The following is a 10,679-nucleotide window of genomic DNA, read 5'->3' on the forward strand; positions in this document are numbered from 1 at the left end:
GTGGCTAGTTGAGTTGATTGAAAATTCATCAACGTCAGTTTGAGGCGCGTAATAATACCTGAAAAATGTCAGTAATTGGATAATTTTTCACAATCTGAACATAATGAAATATTGTTTTACCATGAGGTAAAACAATAACTTGAGGCGCATTAATGCCTTAGCTTTGCGTGTACCCGTGAGGCCTTTATTGTTCAGGTATATAGAAAGTAAACTCGTTCGATTTGGATTTACAGGATAAGTGGCAATATCAAGGGACAAAGTAGGGCGGAGAAGATTGCACTGAGCACCAATGCCAAGGCGCTGTAGGCCCCGGCAACCTGATCGCTGCGGCTGATTTGCGCCGTTCCCAAGGCGTGGCTGGCAACCCCCATAGCCATGCCACGGGCCGGTGAGCTGGTCACGCCGCATAGGCTTAGCCATTTCTCACCAATCACCGCACCTACCAAGCCGGCGATGATCACCGCAATGGCGGTGAGCGCCTCAACCCCACCGGCGGCATCGCTGATTAATACGGCGATGGGTGTGGTGACAGCCTTCGGGGCCAAAGAGATAGCGATCTCCTCTGATGCGCCGATGAGTAGGCTTAGTAGTACTGTAGAGCCGAGCGCTATGGCTACCGCGACCAGAGTAATAGGCACGATGGCGACTAAGGAGCGACGGATCTGTCGCAGCTGCTGGTAGAGCGGTACGCCAAGAGCAACTACCGCGGGCTGCAACAGATCGCTTAGCCATTGGCTGTACTGGTTGTAGCTTTGGTAGCTGATCCCACTCGTTGCCAACAGCAGCAATAGCGTCACCAAGGTGACCAATACCGGATTAAGTAGGGGCGTAGGGAAGCGTTGCTGCAAGCGTTGGGCGGTGACAAACAGTGCGATGGTTAGCAGTGGGTAGAAAAAGCTCATTTGCGTTGCTCCCAACCTTGATAGACGCGGCCAACCAAGGGAAGCAGTGCCAGCGTGGCGAAGATACAACAGACAATAATGGCCGGGAGCGCAGCTTGCAGCAGCTCAAGCTGGTCAATCAGGCCGACACCGATGGGCACAAACAGCAGCGCCATCCAACGCACCAACAGGTTGGCACTCAGTTGTACCCAGTGCAGTGGTACTATCTTGAACTGCAGCGCGGCTAGTAGCAGCAACATACCGAGGATCGAATCAGGCAGAACGTCGCCAACCAGCGGTGCAATCAATCTGGCAAGGCTTAAAAAGCCAAATAGCAGTGCAAAACCACGTAGGTACTGCAATGCGGTGGTGACGAGTCTCATCCGTATGATCCGGTCCAAAGATTACTAATGTTGTAAAATTACAACATATTTAGCGTTAAATCCAACAAATGGTGGTTTAATAGTTGTTAATGGAGTAATATTTCATTGTAAATAAGTAGTAAGCAAGGTGGCTTCAGATGAAAGTTTCGCTATTTAGTGCCAAGAGTTATGACCGACAGTTCTTTTCTGAACACAACCAAGATCCCCAGTTAGAGTTAAGTTTCTTCGATACTCGCCTTACTCCGGAAACGGTGAAGCTGGCAGAGGGCTCGCAAGCCGTTTGTGCCTTTGTGAATGACCAGCTAGACAGAGCCACTCTAGAAGCGTTGGCCGAGCTTGATGTGAAATGCCTGTTGATGCGTTGCGCGGGTTTTAACAACGTCGACCTGCAAGCCGCGAAAGAACTGGGTATTCGCGTGGCCCGGGTACCTGCTTACTCGCCAGAATCGGTTGCTGAGCACACCATCGCCCTGGTGATGACGCTGAATCGCCGGATCCACAAAGCCTACCAGCGCACCCGCGATGCCAACTTCAACCTTGAGGGCTTGATTGGTTTTAACCTGCACGGCCGCACCGCCGGGATTATCGGTACTGGCAAGATTGGTTTGGCGACTTTACGCATTCTTAAAGGCTTTGGCTGTCGCTTGCTGGTGCATGACCCATATGTAAACCCTGAGGTTGAAGCCTTGGGCGCCGAGTATGTGCCGCTGGATAAACTTATCCGCGAATCCAACATCATCAGCCTGCACTGCCCGCTGACCGAAGCCAACACCTATCTGATTGGCCGCGGCGCCTTCCATCAGATGCAGAAAGGCACCATCTTGGTAAACACCAGTCGCGGTAAGCTGGTGGATTCCTCTGCCTGTATTGATGCGCTAAAAGATGGCACCTTGGGCGGTCTGGCGCTGGATGTTTATGAGAACGAACACGACTTGTTCTTTGAAGACTTGTCGGCAGAGGTGATTCAAGATGATGTATTCCGCCGCCTGTCGGCCTGTCACAACGTAATCTTCACTGGCCACCAAGCGTTCCTCACCGAGGAGGCGTTGACTAGCATCGCCCAGACTACGCTGCATAACTTTGCGTGCTTTAGCCGCGGCGAGTGTTCAGGAAACGAAGTTGAGTAAACTTCATCGCTAACAAGCAAAAGGGGCCAAGTGGCCCCTTTTTTAGTCGATATGTTTAGTGCTTAGTTTGAGCTTGGCACTCTGGCCATCACCGCCCCATTGCTAAGTTGCCACTGGCCGTCCACCAAGGTCAGCCCCTCTTCCAGTGCTTGGGTAAACTCAAGCTCAATCTGATAAGACATCTCGCCACAAGCCTTGCGGGTCATCGCCAACGGCGTGGTGACGGTGAGCTTGTCACCGCTAACCGCCGCGCTGGCAAAGAACTCATTGCAGCCGGTAGTACCGGCAATTTTGTAATCGTCACCCTGCTTTTCCAGGGTAAAAGCGGGCAGGGCAATGTCGGCGATACGGTAGTGCTCACCGGTCATATACCAGCGACTGCTGTCGAGGTCGGCATGCGAGTCTTGAGTGCTGGCACAAGCACCAAGTAGGAAGGCAGCGGAGATACTGAGAAAGCGCGCGATGTTTGACATGGATGTTACCTCTTATGAACTACGATTGCCTTATTAGAGTAAGCGATCTGGCGTGAGTTCAGTGGGTCTTTGTAAAGTCATGTAAAGCAACGGCTACTGGACCATTTCGCCGGCTTTTAGCGCGAGTATCCGTAAATCGAATCGAAGTTCATCTCCACAGTAACCTATATCCCTCGGAGGAGCAGGTGGTGGATATCGAGATCATCAACGGCTATGGCAACTGGAGCAATCGCATGGCCGAGCGGCTGACTCAGCACGAAGAGTGGGTGGTAGTGGCGAGCCGCGGCTACATCAGCCGCTACGACTTATCCCAATCGGTGGAGACCATTGCCACCTACCCAAAGATTGGCACCATCGGTTACAGCGAAGGCTGGAAAGATTGGTTTAATCTGCACTCCAGCGGGATGCCGTTCACTGAGCCTTTGTTGGAGTTCGATAGCACCCAACTATCAATGGAGGCGGCAGGCCAAGGGCTGGGCATGCTGTTGGCCAAGACCATCTTGGTGGAGGATGCCTTGAAGGCCGGCGATTTGGTGGTGGTGCACCCACGGCGGATGCAGAGCCAAAGCCACCACTACCTGATAGTGAACCCCAATAGTCAGAACCAGTACAAGGTGATGCAGTTTACTCAGTGGCTGTTGTCGACCTTTGAGGACTAGTGGCAGGTACTGCCGCTTGATGCAAAAAGGCCTGATTATAGTAATCAGGCCTCTACGTGGTTCTTGGGGGGCTTCGCGAATCCGCGGTTGAACAGGCCGCTTATTGCGCCGCAATCACCGACATCTCCACCAGAATCACATCCCGTGCCATACGCGCTTCCACACAGGCGCGCGCCGGCTTCTCGCCGTTGGCAACCCAGGCGTCCCATACCTTGTTCATCGCCGCGAAGTCTTTCATATCGCGGATATAGATGGTGACCGACAGGATCTTATCGCGGTGACTGCCGGCTTTTTCCAGCAGGGCGTCAATCTTGTCGAGGCAGCGTTGGGTCTGCTCGCTGATATCCCACTCGGCATCGCCAGCGGTTTGCCCGCACAGGTAAATGGTGCCGTTATGTTTGACGATGCGGCTCATGCGCTCGGTGGATTCAATTCGTTCGATGGTCATAGTTTGCTTGTTGTGTAGAGAACAAAGGGGCCTAGCTTATCGGCGCTGGCCCAATAATGCTAGTGGGCTGAGTGAAGGTCTCGGCAAGCTTTAATGTTGTCGTGAGCCTCTGCGTAATCAGAAGGCAGCCGGACCGGTAGATCGATCTCGGTAAACATGTCCTTTTGTACACTGATTGGCATGCAATAGTGTTTACCGTGGTGCTCTGGATATACCGTATGCGTGTAGAGAAACTCACCATCTTCGGTGTAGATATCAAAGGTGTCATAACTGTAGAAGGAGACGGTGAAGGTTGCATTCTGCTTGAGAGCGTTGCCGGATGCATCTTCTACCGGCTCTCCATCTGCGCGCTGTTGGAGCATGATGTCTATCGGCCTGCTGGTGCCAGTTGATTCGAGGCTTCGTGGAAAAACTTGTACCTGTTGTTCGGGGAGATCTGGATTAAAGTCCATCGCGGCGGGGTAGAAGGTTATTGCCAAGTGGTTCAGCGGGCTTGAGGAATCGGAATCGTTACAAGCTGTTAGTAGGCCCATAAAGAGCAAGACCGATAGGTTTTTAAGGTTCATATACACTCCATCAATGATTTAACGCACATCCGGTGTGTGAATTGACATCCCTATACACCCACACGCTCTGGTGTGGGGGATTGCTACTTGTGACTGAGCAAGCAGCGCTACGGTGTGAATTATCACTAAGCTTACAGGCTAGCTCTAGTCCATAGCGCTCGAAACAAGATGAAGATCTCATCATTGGTGGTGTTAAATACTGTGGTGGTGGTTTTTTGTGGATATATGGACTGTAATTCGCATACCTAGCAGCTAATTGACATTAGCTAAATAGATCGAGCTGATGCAACCCGGCTGCCCGACCATCTTCCATCAAGGCAAAACTGCTAGCGCGCAGCATGGCGTAGGTGCTGTCGCCCTGTTTGAAGTGATAGGGGGTTGCGCTGGCATCCACCGACAGCGCTGCCACGCCAAGCTCTTCAAGGCGGCTGGCTGGACCATCGCTTTGGTAAAAGTAGATCTGGCTAAAGATGCTATCGCCTTGGTCTATAAAGCCGTTGCCGTCTTCATCGAGTGCGGCTAACTCGGCGAAGCCATCGCCGGAGCGCTCGCCGATCAGTTCTCCCTCGCTTAGCTTGCCATCGCCATCGTGGTCGATAAACAGATAGCCGGTGCCGCTATGGGTAGTTAAATCGCCATTGCCGGGGCTGCCCGGTGCGACGCTGAGGTTGCTGCCCGGCAATACCAGTAGCAGTGGATCCTGGGGTTGTGCCTGCTCGCTGCCTGCCTCAATCAATAGCTCACGGCTAAGCTGCAGCTGGTAGTCGAAGTGGATGGTGCGGCCATCGTCGGTTTGCACGCTGCCTTGGGCGCGGTAGCTTAGCTGTTCTTGCTCGTAGATCTGTAGCTGCAACTCGGCGGGGGGCTGAGAAGGCGCGCTCTCAGTGGGCGGCTTGGCCTCTTGGTTAACCTCCGGCTGGGGCGGCTGGTAGAGCTCGAAGCGGCGGCCGGTGAGCGCTTCGAGTAACAGTACGGTACTGCGCTGTAGGGCATCGGTAAGCTCGGTGGCGCGCAGTGCGTTGTCGTCATCGCTTGGCGAACTCGACGTGGCGGCCTTGGCTGTATTTGAGGAGTTGCTATCGCCTGCCGCTGTATTGGAAGCAGCCACAGTGCTTGTTGGCGGAGGGGTTATCGGCGAAGAGCGTGGGGCGGAAGGCAAGTCCGCCGGGTTGGTAGAAAGCACTTGGCGCTGCTCGTGCCGATACTCATACTCGCTGTGTTGCTGAACCTGTGCCTGAAGTACCTGCATCTGCCTGTCTCCTTACGCTCTGGCTAACTCTTGTTTATCGGCAGCGCTGTATGATTGTTGAGCAATTCATAGGCCCTTGTGCCACGACTTATTCATCGTGTTCTCAGCCAGCGCAGCAACACCGCCTTCCGCTGTCGCAATAAAGCTTTCCATCTGTTGGCAGAACTGCACCTGGCTCACTGCCAGCGTGGTGCTGGTGTCAATCGGCCGCATATCCAGCAGGTAGTGGCTAAAGCGCCCCGGCAGTGCCGAGATGACATCAGGGTTGAAGTGATGTCTGTGGGCATACACCCGACTCAAAAAGCCGCTGGATTTATCGACCAACCATGGTTCATCATTGCGGCTTTGCACGGTGACTTGCTTATCGCATTTCGGCGTACAACCTTTTTTCACCAGCGGTTTACGGCAACCCAGTGTGCGTTGCAGCAGGCATTGGCGGCTGGTCATCAAGGTGACCGGCTGATAGAGGCAGTAGTGCAACTCAAAATCGTTCGGACAGACCAAGGACTTAAGCTGGCGTTTATTAAGCTCTGTGGAGACAAAGGCGCCGACACAGCCAAACTCTGTCTTCAGGCAGTGCAGCGCCCAAGAGTTGGTGGTGTTCATTTGTGGTCCGGCTAACCAATCGATGTCGAGCTGATGGGCCGCCCACGCCACGCCACTGTTGTCGGTGACGATGCGGCTTGGTTTGAGCGTCTCTAGAAGCTGCTGCGCAGCTTGGAAATCCTTACCAATCAGCACAGGGCCAAACCATGGGATCAGCTGCGGGTTGTCGCTAAACAGTGCCAGTAGCGCGTCGTATTGATGGGCAAGGCTATCGGGTAGCTGGTAGTAAAGGGGGCCAGTCGTGTCGGTAAATTCGGAAATTTGCTGCGGCTGGGAGATCAGTATTGCCGAGCTTGGCGCAGTCGTTGCGCACTGGCTGCCACTTAGGGTTGGCAGCTTAAACTGTTGCTGCTGCCCTTTCAGGCTACGGGTTGTGCCAGTGCTGACGTCAAGCGCGTGGGTTCTTTGCTCGACGCTGTTAATAATCGCGGTCTTCTCGCGATAAAGGATGCGTTTGATCGCCTTAAATTCATCGGCCGTGTCCACCCCTTGTTTTGCGGCGCGGTGCTGCGCTGCGTGATCACGCGGGTTATCGATAAACATTGCATCGCCGATAGTGCCATGCAGATAACCGTTGGAGAAATCGCGATTAAATACGGTATAGAGGGCGGATTTGTCCTCACTCAGAGGCGCGTTATCGAGGTAGCGATCAATCTGCTGGCGCCATTGATCCACCACGCTGAAGACATAGTGCGGCTTCTTTACCCGCCCCTCGACCTTTAATGAGTAGACCCCGGCATTGGCCAGTGCGGCCAAATCGTCAAAGGCGGTGTTGTCTTTCATGTTCAGCGGGAAGTCGTAGCCCGCAGCGGTGGTTTCGAACTGATCGCGACAGGGCTGGCTGCAGCGGCCGCGGTTGCCAGATGCGCCATTGCGCACCGAGCTGGCATAACACAGCCCGGAAAAGCTCACGCAGTAGGAGCCATGGACAAATACCTCGGTCAGCATGTCGTGCTGGCGACCAAACTGGGCCAGTTCGCTTATCTCCTCAAGGCTTAGCTCGCGTGACAGGTTTACCCGGTTAGCGCCGAGCTGCTTAAGAAACTGGAACTGCCCGGTATTGTGGGTATTGGCCTGAGTCGATGCGTGGACATCCAGTGTGGGAAAGTAGTGTTTAAGCAGATAGGCCAGCCCCAAGTCTTGGACAATAACCCCATCGATATCGGTGTCGGCCAGCTGCTCAAGCAAGCGCACCACCGCCGGGATCTCGCTCTCCAAGATCAGCACGTTGAGGGTGATAAACACCTCGCAGTCATGGCGGTGGGCCAGCGCGGTGATGCCATCGAGCATGTCTAGACTAATATTGGTGGCACGGTTGCGGGCGTTAAAGCGGTCCAGGCCACAATAGACGGCGTCTGCACCAGCAGCAATCGCTGCTTTAATCGATTCCAGATCGCCCCCGGGGGCTAGTAGCTCAAACTGTTTTTCTGTTACGGGCATCTGCTCATCTTTCGCACAACTAAATCGAAGCGGCGTATTTTACCCCTAGCCATCGTCCTGTAAAGCACTGGGCTTCAGCATTGGGGTCAACAAAGATGCTTGGGGCTGGCGGTCAATCTGAGTGAATCGGTATAGAGGGAAGGCTACACCTTTGCTAGGGGCATAAGATTAGTCTTTGCAGCATAACTCCAACGGACAAAAAAACGCCCCACAGTCGTGAGGCGTTTTTTGAAACTATTTGGTGGTTACGCGCTTTTAAGCTGCTGAGCCTGCTTGATGACTTTTTGCTGCTCAGCTGTTGATACCTCTAGCACCTTCGAGAAAACTTTCTTTTTCTCTCCAGCTGATGCGCTGCGAAAAAACTCAGAAAAAGCGGTAGTTTGTGCTTTTTGCTCTTTAAATTTAGACAACATATTTTACTCTCCGCTAGAGCTGATACCGACTAACTCTTTTAGGGACCGGCGATCATACTTGTTGGTTAAGTATTGGTCAACTCCAGTCACATTAGCATGATACAAGCGGTTACTGCCGTCAACGTTCTTCACCAGCAAGTCTAGCGTAATGGCCGAGCCAAACTCTGCTTTGAGCTGGTTGGCGGTAAGCTGCGAGCTTAGGAATTGCGCGACAAACACCTCCGCCGGGACTCTGCGACCCTCAACGGCTTCACGAGCCTGCACAAAGCCCCAAGCCTGCTCTGGGGCTTGATAAACGAAGAGAATGGTCACTTTTCTTCCTCGTTTCAAAGAGCGCTCAATATTTTCTTTGGCTTTAGCGTAGTTGGACAATGTTGTATCGAGAATGAAGCTGACACTTTGCTTTAGTGCTAGGTCGTGTACTGCTTCTAGCAAGCGAGTTGCTGCATCCTGAAATAGGTGTGAGTTAGCGCCGTTGTAGTCTTCAAACTGTTCTCTTAGCTCATCATTATCGATACGTAAAACACCACCGCCAAAGCCGTCAATCAGCGCTTTGGAGGCTTCTGTCTTCCCCGCTCCCGGTGAGCCACACATAAATACGGATACGGGATCTTTCTCTTTAGGATATGGCGCTAATGCTTCCCTCGACACCCTTTTCTTGGTCGATTTTTGCCTGGCAAAATCTAGGGCTTTTTGCTGGATGGCCAGCTCTTCTGTTGTGAGCTTCAATTCGTTGACCTCGAACTACGTAATATTGTCGAACATATGCCGTTCCAACCCAGTTTACAGAAGTGTTGAGCAGCTAGGAAACTAAAGGCGACTGCGTAAACCACAGTTGCACTTGCTGGTGTTTGTGCCTGAGTATCAAGCCGATCGCGCTACCGCCATCTTCAGCACGTAGGAGGAGCCTCGATAACAGAGTCGCGCGAGATTCGCCGTCTTAAAGAGGTGTGTAAGTTTGATGAGGTGGTTCAGAGCATCCATCAGGCTGCCGTCGCCTTGAGTTTATTTTATTTGCTCCGAGCAGCATCCTTTGCCTACCGCTGTATCAACCAAGTAAAACTTGATCCTCTCTGTCGTATTTCAATAGTAAATGCGACAGAGTAACATTTAAGACTTCTCTGTTGATGGATCAAACAAGAATGGTATCTCCATATTTAAGAAGAAAGCGTCAATCTAAAGAGCTTGCTTCGATTTCTCAGAAATTGGACGAGCTCAAGCCAAAGCCAGATAGCATCTTAGTAACCCTATCTCACGTCGCCCAAGTCGCCATGGTAGGCATAGTCATCTGGGGATATTTCTTTACGGTTATGCCAGTAATGCAAAAAGAAAAGCTTGCAGAGGAAGTAGCAAAGCTTGAAATAGAGCAGGGCTCATTGGATATCAAGCTAGCTGTGGCTGAAAGCTCACTGTTTAAGAAAGAAGCCGAAATGGCTCAAATTGTCTCACAGCAAAAAGACTTACTTGCGCAAATTTCCCAGCTTAATTTGAAGCGAGACGAGTTAGAGTCCGGTATCCAAACTGCGAGAAATGAGTATAGCGAGCTGAAAAGTGCTCTAAAGCAATCAGGTGAAAAACTTGATGATGCGCTCGCAACACTTCTGGCTACATACAAAGCAACTCTTCTCGGTAGCCCGTCAGAAGAAGCAAGTCTTACAGGGTATGGGATAGCAAGACAGCAACTGTTCCAATGGATTGAAAATATAGAGCCTTCCTCTGAGCATTTTCAAATTCAGCAGGAAGTACACAAGGGGCCACTAACTGTAAAGATGTTAGAGTTTTCTCGCTATACACCCTTGGCTAACGCGTACTTGCAGTTAGACAAGCTAGAGAATGAAGCTATGTCAGCGTCAGGAATATCTAAGTATGTGAAAGAGAGGCTCTTCTTAGAGTTTAAGGAGGGCTTAGTGTTGCGAGAATCTAGTTTATCAACTCCACAGCCGGATTTCGCATCTTGGTATAACTACTTCCTTGAGAGCACGGATCTGGCCCAGCCATTCATCAACAGATGCGTAGACTCACTTTGGAGCAAACGAATAGAAGATGAAGGGTGGTCACCCAGAGTGGTTCATCGGCTCAAACAGGATGATCCGCTCCGGTAGTTTTGGACACCACGCTAAGCGAGTAAAATCGTTTAACGAGGTGAACAATGACATCAAAAACCAAACGCCAAACCTATACAGCTGAGTACAAAGCTGAAGCCCTTAAACTGGCAAAAATCAAAGGGGTAAGCGCTGCCGCTAAAGAGCTCGGAATATACGAATCTCAACTCTACAACTGGCGTAGCGCTGCTGAGAAGAAAACGAACACCACCCAGCGCGAAGCTGAGCTCGCGGCTGAAGTGGCGCGACTCAAACGCCAACTCGCAGAGCAAACAGAGGACCTCGCCATTCTAAAAAAGGCGGCTACCTACTTCGCGAAAAATCAAAAGTGA

General features: G+C 51.9%; 11 protein-coding genes and 1 pseudogene. 4 read left to right on the forward strand and 8 right to left on the reverse strand.

What is annotated here, in order from left to right:
* Positions 1-227 precede the first annotated feature (227 nt).
* Both G462_RS0114420 and G462_RS0114425 read right to left on the reverse strand, forming a co-directional pair.
* On the reverse strand, positions 228-902 hold the full coding sequence (locus tag G462_RS0114420; RefSeq protein ID WP_035477792.1) for an LrgB family protein: 675 nt from the start codon (positions 900-902) through the stop codon (positions 228-230).
* Positions 899-1,264, reverse strand: coding sequence for a CidA/LrgA family protein (locus G462_RS0114425; RefSeq protein ID WP_026959622.1), 366 nt, complete (start codon positions 1,262-1,264; stop codon positions 899-901). Before G462_RS0114425 ends, G462_RS0114420 begins: the two co-directional genes overlap by 4 nt.
* Before the next feature lie 137 nt (positions 1,265-1,401).
* On the opposite strand from G462_RS0114425, the gene G462_RS0114430 reads away from it, so the two are divergent.
* Entirely contained in the window at positions 1,402-2,391 is a 990-nt protein-coding gene (locus G462_RS0114430) for a 2-hydroxyacid dehydrogenase (RefSeq protein WP_026959623.1), read from the forward strand.
* Positions 2,392-2,453: 62 nt separating this feature from the next.
* Here the strand turns inward: G462_RS0114430 and G462_RS22885 are convergent, their stop codons facing one another.
* Positions 2,454-2,864 (reverse strand): META domain-containing protein, encoded by a 411-nt coding sequence (locus tag G462_RS22885; protein ID WP_035477795.1) that lies wholly within the window; start codon positions 2,862-2,864, stop codon positions 2,454-2,456.
* A gap of 188 nt (positions 2,865-3,052) precedes the next feature.
* Between G462_RS22885 and G462_RS22890 the strand changes: the two genes are divergently transcribed.
* The gene (locus G462_RS22890) at positions 3,053-3,523 is read left to right on the forward strand and encodes a LysR substrate-binding domain-containing protein (protein WP_051326763.1); all 471 of its coding nucleotides are present in this window, start codon (positions 3,053-3,055) and stop codon (positions 3,521-3,523) included.
* Positions 3,524-3,623: 100 nt separating this feature from the next.
* On the opposite strand, the gene G462_RS0114445 is transcribed toward G462_RS22890, so the two are convergent.
* The 5 genes from G462_RS0114445 to G462_RS0114470 all read right to left on the reverse strand — a co-directional run bounded on the left by G462_RS0114445 (position 3,624) and on the right by G462_RS0114470 (position 8,974).
* On the reverse strand, positions 3,624-3,971 hold the full coding sequence (locus G462_RS0114445; RefSeq protein WP_026959624.1) for a RidA family protein: 348 nt from the start codon (positions 3,969-3,971) through the stop codon (positions 3,624-3,626).
* Between the two features lie 59 nt (positions 3,972-4,030).
* The gene (locus G462_RS0114450; RefSeq protein ID WP_026959625.1) at positions 4,031-4,537 is read right to left on the reverse strand and encodes a hypothetical protein; all 507 of its coding nucleotides are present in this window, start codon (positions 4,535-4,537) and stop codon (positions 4,031-4,033) included.
* A 262-nt stretch (positions 4,538-4,799) separates the two neighbouring features.
* A complete protein-coding gene (locus tag G462_RS0114455; protein WP_026959626.1) occupies positions 4,800-5,786 on the reverse strand; it encodes a hypothetical protein in 987 nt (328 codons plus the stop codon).
* A gap of 66 nt (positions 5,787-5,852) precedes the next feature.
* Positions 5,853-7,832, reverse strand: coding sequence for a peptidase U32 family protein (locus G462_RS0114460; RefSeq protein WP_026959627.1), 1,980 nt, complete (start codon positions 7,830-7,832; stop codon positions 5,853-5,855).
* Positions 7,833-8,248: 416 nt separating this feature from the next.
* A complete protein-coding gene (locus G462_RS0114470; RefSeq protein WP_026959628.1) occupies positions 8,249-8,974 on the reverse strand; it encodes a zeta toxin family protein in 726 nt (241 codons plus the stop codon).
* Between the two features lie 398 nt (positions 8,975-9,372).
* Here G462_RS0114470 and G462_RS0114475 point away from each other — a divergent pair, with 398 nt between their 5' ends.
* Both G462_RS0114475 and G462_RS0114480 read left to right on the forward strand, forming a co-directional pair.
* Positions 9,373-10,347 carry a hypothetical protein gene (locus tag G462_RS0114475; RefSeq protein ID WP_157378630.1) on the forward strand — a complete coding sequence of 325 codons (975 nt, stop codon included), beginning with the start codon at positions 9,373-9,375 and terminating at the stop codon, positions 10,345-10,347.
* A gap of 47 nt (positions 10,348-10,394) precedes the next feature.
* Positions 10,395-10,679: pseudogene (locus tag G462_RS0114480) on the forward strand (transposase); the annotation flags it as partial.

It is taken from the genome of Aliagarivorans taiwanensis DSM 22990 (assembly GCF_000429505.1).
GTDB lineage: Bacteria > Pseudomonadota > Gammaproteobacteria > Enterobacterales > Celerinatantimonadaceae > Aliagarivorans > Aliagarivorans taiwanensis.

Excerpts from the sequence above, each read along its gene's own strand:
- G462_RS0114420 (WP_035477792.1), bottom strand. The coding sequence starts at position 902 with ATGAGCTTTTTCTACCCACTGCTAACCATCGCACTGTTTGTCACCGCC.
- G462_RS0114425 (WP_026959622.1), bottom strand. The coding sequence starts at position 1,264 with ATGAGACTCGTCACCACCGCATTGCAGTACCTACGTGGTTTTGCACTG.
- G462_RS0114430 (WP_026959623.1), top strand. The coding sequence starts at position 1,402 with ATGAAAGTTTCGCTATTTAGTGCCAAGAGTTATGACCGACAGTTCTTT.
- G462_RS22885 (WP_035477795.1), bottom strand. The coding sequence starts at position 2,864 with ATGTCAAACATCGCGCGCTTTCTCAGTATCTCCGCTGCCTTCCTACTT.
- G462_RS0114445 (WP_026959624.1), bottom strand. The coding sequence starts at position 3,971 with ATGACCATCGAACGAATTGAATCCACCGAGCGCATGAGCCGCATCGTC.
- G462_RS0114450 (WP_026959625.1), bottom strand. The coding sequence starts at position 4,537 with ATGAACCTTAAAAACCTATCGGTCTTGCTCTTTATGGGCCTACTAACA.
- G462_RS0114455 (WP_026959626.1), bottom strand. The coding sequence starts at position 5,786 with ATGCAGGTACTTCAGGCACAGGTTCAGCAACACAGCGAGTATGAGTAT.
- G462_RS0114460 (WP_026959627.1), bottom strand. The coding sequence starts at position 7,832 with ATGCCCGTAACAGAAAAACAGTTTGAGCTACTAGCCCCCGGGGGCGAT.
- G462_RS0114475 (WP_157378630.1), top strand. The coding sequence starts at position 9,373 with ATGGATCAAACAAGAATGGTATCTCCATATTTAAGAAGAAAGCGTCAA.